Here is a 15,162-nt window from a genome sequence, read left to right as displayed (position 1 = left end):
GGAGCTATTGATTTCGCCGCCTGCCCTGCAGCAGGTCAAGGACGGAGTTTGCCGCTTCCAGCACGTTCGTGCCCGGACCGAACACGGCTGCAACGCCATGTTCGTGCAGGAATTCATAGTCCTGCCGCGGGATGACGCCGCCGCAGACGACGATGATATCCTCACCGCCCTTTTCCCTCAGCCTGTCGATCAGCTGCGGCAGCAGCGTTCTGTGACCTGCCGCCAGTGACGAGACGCCGACGACGTTGACCTTTTGACCAAGCGCCATCTCGACAGCCTCGTCAGGCGTCTGGAACAGCGGACCGGCGAGCACATCGAAGCCGATATCGCCGAAAGCCGAGGCAATCACCTTGGCGCCCCGGTCGTGCCCATCCTGACCGAGCTTGGCGACCATGATTTTCGGCCGGCGCCCCATCGCTTCCGTGATCTCCGTCATGCGCTCCTTGAGGACGGCGAGTTCCGGCTCGTTGTCATAGGCCTCGCCATAGATACCCGTGATGACCTCAGGCGTAGCAGTGTGATCGCCGAAGGCCTCGCGCATCGCGTCCGATATTTCGCCGACGGTGGCGCGCGCCCGCGCCGCTTCGATGGCGGCTTCCAGCAGGTTGCCGCGGCCGCTGCGTGCGGTCTCGGCCAGGGCGGCCAGTGTCTCGCGCACGGCGTTGCCGTCGCGGCGGCGCTTGGTTTCTTCGATGCGTTTGATCTGCGCGGTGCGCACTGCGCTGTTGTCGATCTCCAGAATGTCGATCGGCTGTTCGGTGTCGAGCCTGTATCGGTTGACGCCGACGATGACCTCCTCGCCCTTGTCGACGGCGGCCTGGCGGCGGGCGGCGGCCTCCTCGATCAGCCGTTTCGGCAGTCCCTCTCTAACAGCTTTCGTCATGCCGCCGAGCGCCTCCACCTCCTCGATCAGCGCCCAGGCCTTGTCGGCAAGCTCCTTCGTCAGGCTCTCGACGTAATAGGAGCCGGCCAGCGGATCGACCACCTTGGTGACACCGGTTTCATGGCTCAGGATCAGCTGGGTGTTGCGGGCGATGCGGGCTGAAAATTCCGTCGGCAGCGCGATCGCCTCGTCGAAGGAATTGGTGTGCAGCGACTGCGTGCCGCCGAGCACGGCCGACATCGCCTCGAAGGCAGTGCGGATGATGTTGTTATAGGGATCCTGTTCCTGCAGCGAGACGCCGGAGGTCTGGCAATGGGTGCGCAACATCAGCGAGGATGACTTTTTCGGCTCGAACTCCTCCATGATCTTCGTCCAGAGCAGCCGGGCGGCGCGCAGTTTCGCCGCCTCCATAAAGAAGTTCATGCCGATCGCGAAGAAGAAGGACAGCCTTCCGGCGAAATCGTCGACATTGAGGCCCTTGGCGATTGCCGCCCTGACATATTCGCGGCCGTCGGCCAGCGTGAAGGCAAGTTCCTGCACCAGCGTCGCGCCGGCTTCCTGCATGTGGTAGCCGGAGATCGAGATCGAGTTGAATTTCGGCATCTCCTTCGCGGTATATTCGATGATGTCGGCAACGATCCGCATCGAGGATTCCGGCGGATAGATATAGGTGTTGCGGACCATGAACTCCTTGAGGATGTCGTTCTGGATTGTCCCCGACAGATCGGCCTTCGAAACGCCTTGCTCTTCGCCGGCGACGATGAAGGAGGCGAGAATCGGGATGACGGCACCGTTCATCGTCATCGACACCGACATGTCGCCGAGCGGAATGCCGTCGAATAGGATCTTCATGTCTTCGACGCTGTCGATCGCCACACCCGCCTTGCCGACATCGCCTTCGACGCGGGGGTGGTCGCTGTCATAACCGCGATGGGTGGCGAGATCGAAGGCGACCGACAGGCCCTTCTGGCCGGCGGCGAGGTTGCGGCGGTAAAAGGCGTTCGACGCTTCCGCCGTCGAGAAGCCGGCATATTGGCGGATCGTCCAGGGCCGGCCGGCATACATCGTGGCGCGCGGGCCGCGAGTGAAAGGCGAAAAACCGGGAAGCGAACCCAGGTGTTCGGCGCCTTCGAGATCCTCGGCCGTATAGAGCGGCTTGACGCCAATGCCTTCCGGGGTTTGCCAGGTCAGCGTTTCGGGCGCGGCGCGCAACTCCTTTTGCGCCAGTTCCGCCCAATCCGATAGCGTCTTTTTCGTCATGCCTTCCTCCGGCTTTTTCATCCGCACCCTACCATTTCACAGGATCGCCGTGCGATACAGGTCCTTGATTTTTATTCCCGGCTAAGGACTCGTCTCATGAAGAAAATGCAGATCTATGCCTTCGACATGAATTGCGTCGGGCATATCAACCACGGCTTATGGACACATCCGCGCGACCGGTCGGCGCGCTATACCGATCTCGATTACTGGACGGAGTTCGCCAGCATCGCCGAACGCGGCAAGCTGGATGGTATCTTCCTGGCCGATATTGTCGGCGTCTATGACGTTTATAAAGCCAGCCCGGCGCCGGTGATCGAGACGGCGGCGCAGATTCCCGTCAACGATCCGTTGATCCCGATTTCGGCGATGGCCTATGTCACGAAACATCTGGGTTTCGGCGTCACCGTCAACACCACCTACGAGCCGCCCTTTTTGCTGGCGCGGCGCATGTCGACGCTCGATCATCTGACCAGGGGGCGAATCGGCTGGAACATCGTCACCGGTTATCTCGATAGTGCTGCTCGCAGCATGGGTTTCGACACGCTGCCGGAGCATGATGCGCGTTATGACGCAGCCGAGGAATATCTCGAGATCCTCTACAAGCTCTGGGAAGGCAGTTGGGATGACGATGCGGTTCTGCGCGACAAAGCGGGCGGTATCTATGCCGATCCGTCCAAAGTGCGCGCCGTCAGTCACGACGGCAAATATTACCGCATGGAGGGCATCCATCTTGCCGAGCCCTCGCCGCAGCGTACGCCCCTACTCTTCCAGGCTGGCGCTTCGGCCCGTGGGCAGGATTTCGCCGCCCGCCACGCCGAATGTGTCTTTATCGCCAGCCCGAACCCCGGAGCAGCCCGGCCGACCGTCGATGCGTTGCGGGCGAAGGCGGCGGCATTTCGGCCGTGGCGCCGACGCCGTGAAGGTTCTCAACCTGATCACCGTTGTCGTCGGGCAGACGGAAAAACAAGCGCAGGAGAAGTTGGAGGATTATCGCCGCCATGCGAGCGTCGAGGCCTCGCTTGCGCATTACTCCGCCTCCGTTGGTATCGACTTTTCGAAGTACGAATTGGATGACGTCATCGACCGGAGCTCGACCAACGCCAATCAATCGGCGCTTGCGGCAATCACCAAGCAGGCGGCAAAGCCGGTGACGAAGCGAGAGATCGTCGACCAGATGATCCTCGGCAGCCGGATGAAGCCGATGGTGGGCGCGCCGGAGCAGATTGCCGATCGTCTCCAGACATGGATCGGAGAAGGCGACATCGACGGTTTCAACCTGGCACGGACGGTGGCGCCGGAGAGCCTGCGTGATTTCGTCGAATTAGTGGTGCCGGTGCTGCAGGAGCGCGGCGTCTTCAAGGCGGACTATGAGCAAGGGCCGTTGCGGCAGAAGCTTTTCGGCGGCGGCAACGGCAGATTGCCCGCCGCTCATCCCGCCGCGCTCTTCCGCCGCTGACCTATCTCCGGTCCAGCCTGGCGACGAGCCGGTCGCCAAACCACTGAATGCCGCAGACGAGGACGATGAGGACGGCCACCACCGCGACCATCACACTGGTTTCGAAACGCTGATAGCCATAGCGGATAGCGAGATCGCCAAGGCCACCGGCGCCGATCGCGCCGGCCATGGCCGAAGCGCCGATCAACGTCACCAGCGTGACCGTGAAACCGGCGACGATGCCGGGCAGCGCTTCAGGCACCAGCACCTCGCGGATGATCGTCCAGCGGTTGCCGCCCATGGCGCGCACCGCATCGATCAGCCCGCGGTCGACTTCGCGCAGCGATACTTCGGCGATGCGGGCGTAATAGGGCGTGGCGGCGATGGCGAGCGGCACGATGGCTGCCCAGGTGCCGAGCGCCGTGCCAACGATCAGCCGGGTCAGTGGGATCAGCGCCACCAGCAGGATGATGAAAGGCACCGAGCGGAAGCCGTTGATGACGGCACCGAGCCCGCGGTTGATCCAGAGATTTTCAGCAATGCCGCCGCGCGCCGTGACAACAAGGGCAAGACCGAGCGGCAGGCCGGCAACGAGCGAGATCACGCCCGAGGCGACGGTCATCAGGATCGTCTCCCACAGCGAGCGGATAAGCAGTTCAAGCATGATCGGTGTCATAACCCAGCACCTCCACCCGGGCGGACCGGGCCGTCAGAAATTGTTCGACCTTTCCGGCCAGCGCGAGATCGCGCGCGGGAACGGCGATGAAGAACCGCGCCACCGGCCGGTTCTGGATGTGGTCGATGCCGCCATGGACGAGGCGGAAGGAATGCGGCAGCGCCGCCGAGAGTTCGGTAAACAGGGCGCCCTGCGCCTGCGGTCCGGCGAGATCGACACTGAGGATCGCCTCGCTGCCCGCCGTCGCCGACAGCCGGGAGGCGATATGATCGGGGAGTTGCGGGCGGATGCCGCCGAGCAGGCTCCGGGTGATGGTTTGCTCGGGATCGGCAAAGACCGACCAGACCTCCCCCTCCTCGACGATCCGCCCGGCATCGATAACCGCGACGCGATCGGCAATGCCGCGCACCACCTCCATCTCATGCGTGATCAGCAGAATGGTTAGCCCGAGCTTGCGGTTGATGTCCTTGAGCAATGCCAGGATCGACCGCGTCGTCTCAGGATCGAGCGCCGACGTCGCTTCGTCGGACAGCAGCAGCGCCGGGCGTGCCGCGAGCGCGCGAGCGATGCCGACGCGCTGCTTTTGACCGCCGGACAGCGATGCCGGATAGGCTTTCGCCTTGTCGGCAAGGCCGACGAGATCGAGCAGCTCATGCGCCCGCTTCAAGCGCTCGTTCCTGGCGACGCCCTCGATCTTCAGCGGCAGCGCGACATTTTCCTCGACGGTCTTGGCGGAAAGCAGGTTGAAATGCTGGAAGATCATGCCGATGCGGCGGCGCAGCGGCTGCAATTCCTGTTCGCCCAGCGCTGTGATGTCGCGGCCTTCGATCAGGATCTCGCCGCTGTCGGCGCGCTCCAGGCCGTTCAGGCAGCGGATCAGGGTCGATTTGCCGGCACCGCTGCGGCCGATGATGCCGAGAATCTCGCCTCTCCTCACCGTCAGCGAAATACCGTCGAGGGCGGCGGTGGTTGCGAACCACCGTTTCACGTCGGTCAGCCTCACCACCTCTTCGACCGCCGCTGCTTGCGGCTGTGCCTCGATCGCTGTGGCGGAAACAAAGGAATTCATGTGCTTTTCCTTACAATACTGAAGGCGGCCCGGGCAAAAACGCCCGGGCCGCCTCTCGGCAGGCCTTAACCCCGGCCCTGTTTCGGATCAATAGGCGCTGAGACCGGTCCCCTTGTAGACCTTGTCGAACTCGGCCTTGACGGTGTCGTTCTGATAGGAAGACACGAGCGTCTTGACCCAGTCGGCATCCTTATTGTCGTCCTTGACGGCGATGAAGTTGCGATACGGATTGTCAGCGATCGGCTCCTGGGCAATGCGTTCGGCCGGAGAAAGGCCGCTCTTCAGCGCCCAGTCCGTGTTGACGACCCCGGCATCCAGATCGTCGATCGACCGGCCGATGATGCCGGCATCGAGCTCCTTGATCTCGATCTTCTTCGGATTGCCGGTGACGTCGGCGACGGTTGCGAGAATGCCGGTGCCGTCCTTCAGCTTGATCAGGCCTTCGCTCTGAAGAACGCGCAGCGCTCGGCCTTCGTTCGAGGGATCGTTCGGTACGCCGATGACGGCACCTTCCGGAATCTCGGCGACCGACTTGTACTTCTTGGTATAGAGGCCGATCGGCCAGACGCCGGTATAGCCGACGCGGGTGATGTGATAACCGTGCTGCTTGATCTGATTGTCGAGATAGGGTTGGTGCTGGAAAGCATTGGCATCGACCTCGCCGCGCTCCAGCGCTTCATTCGGCTGCGTGTAATCGTTGAAGATAACGGTCTCGATCTTGAGGCCTTTCTTGGCGGCTTCGCTGGCCACGACGCGCCAGATGTCCTCTTCCTCGCCGGCCATGATGCCGACCTTGATCGACTTGTCCTCGGCAAAGGAAGGCGCGGGCGCTGCAAAAGCAAGGAGCGCAGCAGCGGAAACGGCAGCAAGAGCCGCGCGTCGCGAAAGGTGGAAGCCGTGAAGATCTTTGTTCTTGGTCATTTTATATCCCGTCTGACTGAATGAGGCCGAACGCCCCGAGCTGGCGGATCATGGCAAATGCACGCATCGGGGGCGAAGCACGAATGTCCGATGTGGAGGAAGGCTTGGAAAAACTCTTGCCCGGCCATCGATATCGGCAGGATAAATTTCCATCAAATTTATGGATTATAGCGCCGTCCTGGGTGGTCCGAAACGAGAAACGGCGCCTCGAGGGCGCCGTTCCAAGTCGTTGCCGGTGGCTTTACTCGGCAGCGATAAGTGCCTGATGGCGGCTGGGAAAGAAGGCCGAAAGCTCGGCGATGACCTCGCCGATCCGCTTCGAAAGCGGTTCGGATGCGACACGGTAATCGGTGAAGTCGCGATCGGATGCGTAGACGGCGGTCGGCAGCGTGTGTGACATAAAGAAGCCGAAGAGCGGCCGCAGCTGATGCTCGACCATCAGCGCATGCCGGTCGCCGCCGCCGGTTGCGGTGATGATGATCGGCTTGGCGCGCAACTCATGCGGCTCGATCAGATCGATCAGATGTTTGAACAGGCCGGGATAACTGCCCTTGTAGGTCGGTGCGCCGATGACGAGCAGATCGGCATTGACGATATCTTCGATGACTTCCCTGGCGCGACTGTCGAGATCGTCGCGGCGCAGCGCCTGGCCGAGCGACGGACCGACATCGGTCAGATCGTAGAGGGTGTTGTCGAAGCCGTATTTTTCACCGGCAAGGCCGGCGATGTTTTCAACCAGCGTAAAGGTCTTCGAGGGACGGTTGAAGCTACCCGCCAAGCCGACCAGTTTGTAAGCAGACATGCCATTTCCTTCCAATATCGTGCCGCGACCGATTATTGGACAGATATTATCTATAAAAATAGTGGATTAAAGAAATGCCTATCTCTCTTCGCCATGATGAGGAGAAAAAATACATTCTCATCTGCAGGTGATCGCCCGTTGCGAAACCGCGTCGTACATCGAGCCCGGAATATGATGATATTCGGGGCTCGATACTTTGTCGAAGCGCGATGTCGCCTCAGGCAGGTTTTTGCTTCGGAACGCGCGGCAGAAAGATCGTCAGCAGACCGAGAAGCGGCAGGTAGGAGCAGATGCGGTAAACGAAGTCGATGCCGTGAGTATCGGCGAAACTGCCGAGCAGTGCTGCACCCAGCCCGCCAGCCCCGAACGCAAAACCGAAGAAGACGCCGGCAATCAGTCCGACGCGACCCGGCACCAGTTCCTGCGCGAAGACGACGATTGCCGAGAAAGCCGAAGCGAAAATCAGGCCGATGGCGACGCTGAGCACGCCCGTCCAGAAAAGGTTTGCATAGGGCAGCAGCAGCGCGAAAGGAATGACGCCGAGGATCGAGAACCAGATGACGAAACGGGCGCCGAAGCGATCGCCGATCGGCCCGCCGAGGAAAGTGCCGACGGCGACCGAGCCGAGGAAGAGGAAGAGCATCAGCTGAGCCTGCTGGACACTGAGCGCAAACTTGTCGATGACATAAAAGGTGAAGTAGCTCGACACGCTGGCCATGTAGACGTTTTTCGTCGCCGTCAGCAGCACGAGGATCGCGAGCGCCCAGACCACCCTGTTCTGCGGCAGCGGCAGAGCCCGGCTCACCGCAGGCTTGCTGGCATTCTGGCGCCGATGACCAATATACCAGTTGCCGACCCAGCTCAGCACGCCCATGCCGACCATGGCGATGGCGGCGAACCAGGAGACGCTGTGCTGGCCGAGCGGCAGCACGATAAATGCGGCGAGCAACGGGCCGATCGCCTGGCCGGCATTGCCGCCGACCTGGAAAAACGACTGCGCGAAACCGTGGCGGCCGCCGGAGGCAAGACGGGCGACGCGCGAGGATTCCGGATGGAAGACGGCCGAGCCGAAACCGATCAGGCTGGCGGCAACAAGCAGCAGCGCGAAGCTGCCGGCATTGCCGAGCAGGATGAGGCCGCAAAAGGTGCTCGCCATGCCGACCGGCAGCGAATAGGGCATCGGCCAGCGGTCGGTGACGATGCCGACCAGCGGCTGCAGCAGCGACGCGGTGACCTGGAACGTCATGGTAAGAAGGCCGATCTGCACGAAATCGAGATCGTAGTTCGCCTTGAACAGCGGATAGAGCGAGGCGAGCAGCGACTGCATGATGTCGTTCAGCATGTGGCAGAAGCTGACCGCCACCAGGATAGACATTGTTGTCTTTTCGAAACGGGGCGCGCTCTCGGCAACTGTTGCCATGGACATTCCTCCTGGACGGCCCGGTTGGTTGCCGTGCCGCGTCGCTTTTGTTCGTTGGATTACGGGCGACCGGGCTGGGGAAGATGATCAAGCGACGGTCGTTAAAATGCATTTAGCGCAAGCCGGGGGGCAATCACAGCCCAGCTTCATCAGGATCGGTACGGCTTTTGTTCGATTTGCCCTTTGCCGACGGATTTCTGCGCGGCCGATCTTTCCGTGCTTTCATATCACAGTGAATCGCGATCATCGCATGTCGACACGCTATATGAAAACAAAGCATGGAAAAACAACGCGGGGGATACTACAGCTTGATCGATTGAAAATGCGATCGAGGCTGAAACACGCGATGAATGTCAAGACACCGAATGCAATCGACGGCTATGTCGGAGCGCGCATAAGGCTGCGCCGGCAGTTGCTCGGAATGAGCCAGGAACGGCTTGCCGAGCAAATCGGCGTGACCTTTCAGCAGGTTCAGAAATACGAGAAGGGCATCAACCGCATCGGCGCCAGCCGTCTGCAGCGAATCGCCGAAGTGCTTCACACGTCGCCGAGCTTCTTCTTTGAGCAGGAAAATTCCGAGCCTTTGACGCTGCAAGGGCTGGATCTGCCCGCAAATACCGATCCGGTCGCCGAATTCCTGCGTACGAAAGAGGGATTGGTGCTCAATCGCGCCTTTCTGAAGATCGCCGACCGCAATGTCCGCGGAACGATCATCGCACTGGTGAATGCGATGGCGCAGGCGGAAAGCCGTGGTGTAACATTGGGCGCGCCCATCGCGGAAAGCCCCCTCCCGCTCGGAGAATAGTCAGGCATATCGGCAGGCATTATCCGCATGAAGCTCAGGCTCGAGTCATTTGGTGAATTGCGGCTGATCGACCCGGCCGGGCGACCGGCGGCGTTCCCGGAAAAAGGCCTGCTGGCGATTTGCTATCTGCTGGATCGTGATCTGCAGGACGGGGCCGGGAGCGAATATCCGCGCTCGGCACTGGCGCGCTTCTTGTGGGACAGCCATGATAATTCCGACATCATGGCCAACCTGCGCAAAACCATATCGCGCATTCAGGCGCGTCAGACCGAGCTCGGCGCCGAGCTCCTAGCCTTCACGGCGACCGGTGTACGGGTCAGGCCGGATGCGTTTTCCGGCGATCTCTTCGAACTTGCCAACTCGAAAGGCGAAGGCGCGGTTGAGAGGCTGCGGCGGCTGGTTGCCACCCTTCGCCAGGATTTCCTGGCCGGGCTCGCCGACCAAAGCGCCAGCACGCGGCAGTGGATCGCCGGCCAGCGCGACCGGCACATGGCATTTCTGGTGGATGCGTTGAAGATAGCGCTGCCGATGGCCCAGTCGCGAGAGGATGTCAGCCTGATCAAGGAGGCGGCGCTCAGGATTTTCCGCGAGGCACCGGATGACGAAAACATTCGTCGTATCCTTCTCGATGCCTACGAGTCCGAAGGAGAGCTCGAGAAGGCGCGGCGACTTTTCGAAACGAGCAGGCATCAGCTGGAAAGCGCATTCGATATCGGCCTGGACATGCAAGCGCTGCGAGAGGTCCGCAAGATCTTTGCCGGTGGTCAACCGTCGCAGAGCGCTGCTGTGCCGCTCAGCGACGGCGTCGCCCGGGTTCCCGGTCCCCTGCCCCGCCTTGTGCTGCTGCCGCCGGCCGGGACGGATGCGGCCGGTGCCTTGCCGATGCTCTCCGAGGCGCTGATCGAGGACGTGACCATCGGCCTTTGCGCACTGAATACGGTTTCGGTGGTGGCACCCCATACGGCCGCTCGCATCGCACAAGATACCGACAAGGCCCAGCTGATCTTGCGCCATTCTATTTCCTATGTTCTCGACACGAGGCTGACCGATCGTGCGGGCAGCCCTGCGCTCTTTGTCCAGCTCGTCTATGCCGGCAGCGATGAAGTCATCTGGGCCGAGCGTTTCAGTCTCGAGAAATACGAATTGATAAGCCACCGGCGCGACATCGCCCGGCAGATTGCCAGAGAGCTTGCCGGACAGGTCCGCCGGCACGAAACCATGCGCGATTCCTTCGAGGGCAATTCGGCCGCCTATCACAGCTACCTTCTCGGTCTGCGGGATGTGAAGAGGCTTGCCCTCCCCGATGTACGCCGCTCCCGAAAGGCTTTCCGCGAGGCGCTTCAACACAGCGCACATTTTGCCCCTGCGCTCAGCGGATTGTCGCGCACGTTTCTCGTCGAGTGGCTGCTGACGGCACGCGGCGACAGCGAGTTGCTCGGGCTTGCGGAGGACTATGCGAACCGGGCGATCGCCGCCGATCCGTCGTTTGCGGCCGGCTTTCGTGAACTCGGCGTTGCAAAACTTTATCTCGGGGACATTGATGAAAGCGTCCTGGCGTTGAAGCTCGCGGAAGAGCTGAGCCCGCATTATGCCGACGGCATCGCGAGTTACGCCGATACACTCGTCCATGCGTCGCGCCCTGCCGATGCATTGGCCAAGATCGAGCGGGCCATCTCACTCAATCCGCTGAGCCCAACCGACTATCTATGGACGGCGGCCGGTGCGAATTTTGCCCTCGGCCATTATGCCGAGGCGCTCGATCAGATTGCCCTAATGGACGACCGCACACCGGCCGACCGGCTTTCGGCTGCCTGCTGGGCCATGCTGGGCCATACGAAAAACGCGCGTCTCTATATGCGCAAGGTGCGCGAGATCTATCCGGATTTCGATGTCGACAAATGGCTTTCCGTCGTCCCCTTCAAGGAGCAATGGCAGAAGGAACAGTATCGCGAGGCGTTACGCAGGGCGGGGTTCTAAAGTCAGGCACCGAAAAGTGTCAGCCGGCAAATCCTGTCACGCCTGTGTCACGCGCGTCTTTCGTTCAAGAGGATTAAGCTGTCTTTGCTCTGTCGGCATGCGCCGGCACGGGAAGCCGGAGAATTTTCAGATGCACGACGTAGCCGAAGCAACGATCCCGCCGAAAAGTGACGAAGAGCTCAAGGAGCTGGTATCGCTCGCCAGATTGGTTGCCTATGCCCGAGAAAATGCCAAAGATCTGAACGCCGAATTCTCCGCCTATTGCCTGGATCTTGCGCTTGGCGCCCTGCTGCAGGACCTCGACAGAAGCGGCGTGTCCATTTCTCACGAAAGCGTCCAGGACGGTCATCTGCTCGGCACCCGACACTGAACAGCCATCCCGATCCAGCTGACCAGCCGTTGCAGGCTTGCCGGGGAGAGCTGCACGCATCCATATTTCGATGCCTGCTTGTGCCAAACGGCTATCATACCGAGAAGGTGTTGCTCTGGCGATTCGGCCCGTAAACAGGCGGCTGCTGCGCGGGCAACGCCAGAGGGCGCCACGTCCAAGCCGTTGAAAAAGATTAGACAACTCAGCGGTAGGGTCTTGTTAACCCTATTTGCCTTGCCACTCCTCCAGAATTGGCGATAAATGCAGTTTCAAAGCTCGCAGGGCTTTTAAATCGCATTTTCGAGATTTCCATGAATATGGCACCGCAGATAGAAAAAGCAATTTCTGATGTCGACCAACTGATCATTGGTCAGGCGCAGGAGCTATCCGACAAGCTGAAGCAGCATCGGCTCGAAATGTTTCCGCCGCGCGCGCTGAAAGGGCTCAGGGAGTTTCAGCTGGCCGAAGTGGCGCGGTTTCTCGGCGTGACCAGCGGCTATCTTCGCAACCTGTCGCTGGAAGGCAAAGGCGCCCTTCCCCAGGTCACGCCGTCGGGTCGACGGTCCTATACGGCCGAACAGATGGAAGAGATGCGCAGCTTCCTGGAGCACAATGCCCGCGCCGGAACGCATTATATGCGTCACCGCCAAGGCAGCGAACATCTGCAGGTCGTTGCCGTCGTCAATTTTAAGGGCGGCAGCGGCAAGACCACGAGTGCAGCACACCTTGCCCAGCACCTTGCCCTGACCGGCCACCGTGTGCTTGCCGTCGACCTCGACCCACAGGCGTCCCTTTCGGCCATCCACGGCTTTCAGCCTGAGTTCGACGTCAACGAGAATGAGACGCTCTACGCCGCCATCCGCTATGACGATCAGCGGCGGCCGCTGAGCGAGATCATCCGGCCGACAAATTTCCCGAACCTGCATCTGGTGCCGGGCAATCTTGAGCTGATGGAATTCGAGCATGATACTCCGCGCGTGCTTGCTCAGGGCAAGGCAGGCGACTATGGTCGCGTCTTCTTCGCCCGCCTGGACGAGGCGCTGTCTTCGGTCGCCGACGATTACGATGTCGTCATCATCGACTGCCCTCCCCAGCTCGGCTTTTTGACGATGAGCGCCATTTGCGGCGCAACAGCCGTTCTGATCACCGTGCACCCGCAGATGCTCGATGTCATGTCGATGTGCCAGTTCCTTCAGATGCTTGGCGAAGTGCTGAATACGCTGAAAGGCGCCGGCGGCAACATGAACCTCGACTGGTTACGTTATCTCGTGACCCGTTACGACCCACAGGACGGGCCGCAGACGCAGATGGTCGCCTTCATGCGTTCGATGTTCAAGAACCATGTGCTGACCAATCCGATGTTGCGCAGCGTCGCGATCTCCGATGCGGCGATGACCAATCAGACGCTTTACGAAGTCGAGCGGAGGCAGTTCACCCGCGCGACTTATGACCGCGCCATGGAGGCGATGGATGCCGTCAACAATGAGATCGGCGATCTCATTCATAAGGCTTGGGGGCGAAAATGACCGAGAAGTTTACTGCGGTAAACCGAGGCGAGGAGCGGACCGATGGCACGTAAGAATCTCCTTTCCGGCCTGATGGACGATTCCAAGGAGTTTACTGCGGTAAACAATGAGGACGACCCGCTTCAGAAGGACGAGAAGCATATCACCTATAAGGGGATTGGCGCTCTCGGCGCGGTTACGCGCAGTATCGATGCTCTGGCTGCCAAGGCGGATGCGGCCAAAGCGATCGAGGAGAAGCTGGCGACCGGCGAGACGGTGATCGATCTCGACCCTGCCCTGATCGAAGATTCGTTCGTGACCGACCGGCTGACGCACGCCGACGAACAGTTTCGCGAATTGGTCGAGGCCATCCGCCTGCGTGGCCAGGATTCGCCGATCCTCGTCCGCCCGCATCCTGACAAAGACGGACGGTACCAGATCGCGTTCGGCCACCGCCGCGCCCGGGCCGCCCAAGAACTCGGCAGGCCTGTCCGCGCCGTCGTCAAGAAACTTGACGATCGCGACCATGTCATCGCTCAGGGCCAGGAGAATTCGGCGCGCGCCGATCTCTCTTTCATCGAGAGGACCATGTTCGCCGACAAGCTCGACAGCTTGGGTTTCGACAGGGAAACGATCATGTCGGCGCTCAGCGCCGACAAGACGACGGTTTCCAAAATGCTGTCCGTCACCAAGCGGATCCCAGCCGAGGTCCTGGCCGCGATCGGTGCGGCAAAGACGACCGGCCGCGACCGCTGGCACGATCTGTCGGTAAAATTCGAGACAGAAGACCTCTCTGCCCGGGCGATCGAGTTCAGCAGGTCGGCGGAGTTCGTAACGGCGGATCCGGATGCCCGCTTCGATATGCTGGCTGCCTTTATCAGCAGGAGGCAACAACCGGCGCCATTCGCCGCAGTGCCGCTTCAGCCTGCGGCTCACGCTTGGCAGCACAAGGACGGCGCGGTCAGGGCGAAGATCAAGGATGACGGAAAACAATTCACCATCGCGTTGAAGGCGGAAAAGGCGTCTGCCTTTGGAGCCTATATCGCCAGCAATCTCGATCGTCTTTACGAGGCGTTCGAAAGGACACAAGATTTGACGAAAAACGGAGATCAATAAGAAATAGAAAAGGCCCCCGAACGTTGCCGTCGCGGAGGCCCTCTCTGATCTAGGCACCCAGAGACGCGAATCACAGGTCGCAGCCACCCTCGACGAGATGGAGCTGTTGCGCGAAGAGATCGTCAGTTGGAAATGCAGGTTCAAACTTACAATCCAGGCGGCAATGCCCAACAGTCTGAGCGCCGCGTACAGAATTCAAATCCACATTCTATTTCTGAACTTGAACCAAGCTTCGAACGGAAGCAGGGCGCCACCTCGGATGATCGATCGGAAGGTTGGGCCGTACGATAGCCCAAATACAGAAAGATGAAGAAAAGAACGAGCATGTCTCCGCGGCACGCGCTGTCGCCGCTGCCAACGGTGGGCTGAAATTTCCGCTGGGATTGGTGCTGCAGGCCTGCCCCGGGATTGCGGCCTGCGGCCCCCCAGGGGTCGGTCGGCACTTGGCGCGATCTGATGGCGGCGGCCGTGATCGTTCGTTCGATGCTCGGCGTCAGCCCTTCGGCCTATGAGCAGGCCTGCATATCATGGCACCAGAAAATGCCGCCACCGTCATGGCTTGCGTCCTCGAAAGGGCAGGGCATATCAACTCGGCCGGCGGTTATCTGCGCGATCTGACACGCCGCGCCGAGAGAGGAGAATTTGGCATCGGTTCGATGTTGATGGCCCTTGCCCGCACCAATTCGCCGAGGGGAAGGCAGGATGAAGCTTCGCGCTTCGCCTGTCGGACGCAACTGTTATGGTTAATGAATGTGACGGAAATGAAGGCGGAGATCGCTTCGGATTGGGGAATTCTTACTTTTCGATCATGGGGTTAGACGGCTGCATATCGCGAAGCGGGACGGGCGATCAATGTAAGCGGGGCAAATCCGGTGGCAATGCCAGCACAATGAGCAGGGACAAGCCTTCAGGCGCGTGCCGCA

Annotated in this window: 11 protein-coding genes and 2 pseudogenes; 7 read left to right on the top strand and 6 right to left on the bottom strand. The window is 60.7% G+C overall.

The genetic code is table 11. From position 1 onward, the window contains the following. Positions 1–4 precede the first annotated feature (4 nt). Entirely contained in the window at positions 5–2,143 is a 2,139-nt protein-coding gene (gene scpA, locus ATY29_RS20145) for a methylmalonyl-CoA mutase (RefSeq protein ID WP_097537177.1), read from the bottom strand. Between the two features lie 96 nt (positions 2,144–2,239). On the opposite strand from scpA, the pseudogene ATY29_RS20140 reads away from it, so the two are divergent. Continuing rightward, positions 2,240–3,599, top strand: a pseudogene (locus ATY29_RS20140) (LLM class flavin-dependent oxidoreductase). A 1-nt stretch (position 3,600) separates the two neighbouring features. On the opposite strand, the gene ATY29_RS20135 reads toward ATY29_RS20140, so the two are convergent. From ATY29_RS20135 to ATY29_RS20115, 5 genes are all read right to left on the bottom strand, one after another. Further along, entirely contained in the window at positions 3,601–4,254 is a 654-nt protein-coding gene (locus ATY29_RS20135; RefSeq protein WP_097537139.1) for a methionine ABC transporter permease, read from the bottom strand. Further along, positions 4,235–5,323 (bottom strand): methionine ABC transporter ATP-binding protein, encoded by a 1,089-nt coding sequence (locus tag ATY29_RS20130; RefSeq protein ID WP_097537138.1) that lies wholly within the window; start codon positions 5,321–5,323, stop codon positions 4,235–4,237. The genes ATY29_RS20135 and ATY29_RS20130 overlap by 20 nt, the downstream gene beginning before the upstream one ends. 87 nt (positions 5,324–5,410) lie before the next feature. Next, positions 5,411–6,244: a MetQ/NlpA family lipoprotein gene (locus ATY29_RS20125; RefSeq protein ID WP_097537137.1), complete on the bottom strand. Its 834-nt coding sequence runs from the start codon at positions 6,242–6,244 to the stop codon at positions 5,411–5,413. A gap of 241 nt (positions 6,245–6,485) precedes the next feature. Then, the gene (msuE, locus tag ATY29_RS20120; protein WP_097537136.1) at positions 6,486–7,046 is read right to left on the bottom strand and encodes an FMN reductase; all 561 of its coding nucleotides are present in this window, start codon (positions 7,044–7,046) and stop codon (positions 6,486–6,488) included. A 217-nt stretch (positions 7,047–7,263) separates the two neighbouring features. Then, entirely contained in the window at positions 7,264–8,466 is a 1,203-nt protein-coding gene (locus ATY29_RS20115; RefSeq protein WP_097537135.1) for an MFS transporter, read from the bottom strand. A gap of 346 nt (positions 8,467–8,812) precedes the next feature. Between ATY29_RS20115 and ATY29_RS20110 the strand changes: the two genes are divergently transcribed. The 6 genes and pseudogenes from ATY29_RS20110 to repC all read left to right on the top strand — a co-directional run. Beyond that, positions 8,813–9,271: a helix-turn-helix domain-containing protein gene (locus ATY29_RS20110; protein WP_003571865.1), complete on the top strand. Its 459-nt coding sequence runs from the start codon at positions 8,813–8,815 to the stop codon at positions 9,269–9,271. 27 nt (positions 9,272–9,298) lie between these two features. Further along, positions 9,299–11,248 carry an AfsR/SARP family transcriptional regulator gene (locus tag ATY29_RS20105; RefSeq protein ID WP_097537134.1) on the top strand — a complete coding sequence of 650 codons (1,950 nt, stop codon included), beginning with the start codon at positions 9,299–9,301 and terminating at the stop codon, positions 11,246–11,248. Positions 11,249–11,378: 130 nt separating this feature from the next. After that, the gene (locus ATY29_RS20100; protein WP_097537133.1) at positions 11,379–11,618 is read left to right on the top strand and encodes a hypothetical protein; all 240 of its coding nucleotides are present in this window, start codon (positions 11,379–11,381) and stop codon (positions 11,616–11,618) included. A 311-nt stretch (positions 11,619–11,929) separates the two neighbouring features. Next, positions 11,930–13,144, top strand: coding sequence for a plasmid partitioning protein RepA (gene repA, locus ATY29_RS20095; protein WP_003571859.1), 1,215 nt, complete (start codon positions 11,930–11,932; stop codon positions 13,142–13,144). A 42-nt stretch (positions 13,145–13,186) separates the two neighbouring features. Further along, positions 13,187–14,239: a plasmid partitioning protein RepB gene (repB, locus tag ATY29_RS20090; RefSeq protein WP_097537132.1), complete on the top strand. Its 1,053-nt coding sequence runs from the start codon at positions 13,187–13,189 to the stop codon at positions 14,237–14,239. A 156-nt stretch (positions 14,240–14,395) separates the two neighbouring features. Next, a pseudogene (gene repC / locus ATY29_RS20085) lies at positions 14,396–14,940 on the top strand (plasmid replication protein RepC); the annotation flags it as partial. Positions 14,941–15,162: the final 222 nt, after the last annotated feature.

It is taken from the genome of Rhizobium hidalgonense, from assembly GCF_002914525.1.
GTDB classification, from domain to species: Bacteria; Pseudomonadota; Alphaproteobacteria; order Rhizobiales; family Rhizobiaceae; genus Rhizobium; species Rhizobium hidalgonense.
The sequence above is the reverse complement of the archived record's forward strand: the minus strand, read 5'-3'. Positions and strand labels throughout refer to the sequence as shown.

Coding starts and splice junctions, on each gene's coding strand:
- ATY29_RS20105 (WP_097537134.1), top strand. CDS start 9,299: ATGAAGCTCAGGCTCGAGTCATTTGGTGAATTGCGGCTGATCGACCCG.
- ATY29_RS20110 (WP_003571865.1), top strand. CDS start 8,813: ATGAATGTCAAGACACCGAATGCAATCGACGGCTATGTCGGAGCGCGC.
- repA (WP_003571859.1), top strand. CDS start 11,930: ATGAATATGGCACCGCAGATAGAAAAAGCAATTTCTGATGTCGACCAA.
- repB (WP_097537132.1), top strand. CDS start 13,187: ATGGCACGTAAGAATCTCCTTTCCGGCCTGATGGACGATTCCAAGGAG.
- ATY29_RS20125 (WP_097537137.1), bottom strand. CDS start 6,244: ATGACCAAGAACAAAGATCTTCACGGCTTCCACCTTTCGCGACGCGCG.
- ATY29_RS20130 (WP_097537138.1), bottom strand. CDS start 5,323: ATGAATTCCTTTGTTTCCGCCACAGCGATCGAGGCACAGCCGCAAGCA.
- ATY29_RS20115 (WP_097537135.1), bottom strand. CDS start 8,466: ATGGCAACAGTTGCCGAGAGCGCGCCCCGTTTCGAAAAGACAACAATG.
- ATY29_RS20100 (WP_097537133.1), top strand. CDS start 11,379: ATGCACGACGTAGCCGAAGCAACGATCCCGCCGAAAAGTGACGAAGAG.
- ATY29_RS20135 (WP_097537139.1), bottom strand. CDS start 4,254: ATGACACCGATCATGCTTGAACTGCTTATCCGCTCGCTGTGGGAGACG.
- msuE (WP_097537136.1), bottom strand. CDS start 7,046: ATGTCTGCTTACAAACTGGTCGGCTTGGCGGGTAGCTTCAACCGTCCC.
- scpA (WP_097537177.1), bottom strand. CDS start 2,143: ATGACGAAAAAGACGCTATCGGATTGGGCGGAACTGGCGCAAAAGGAG.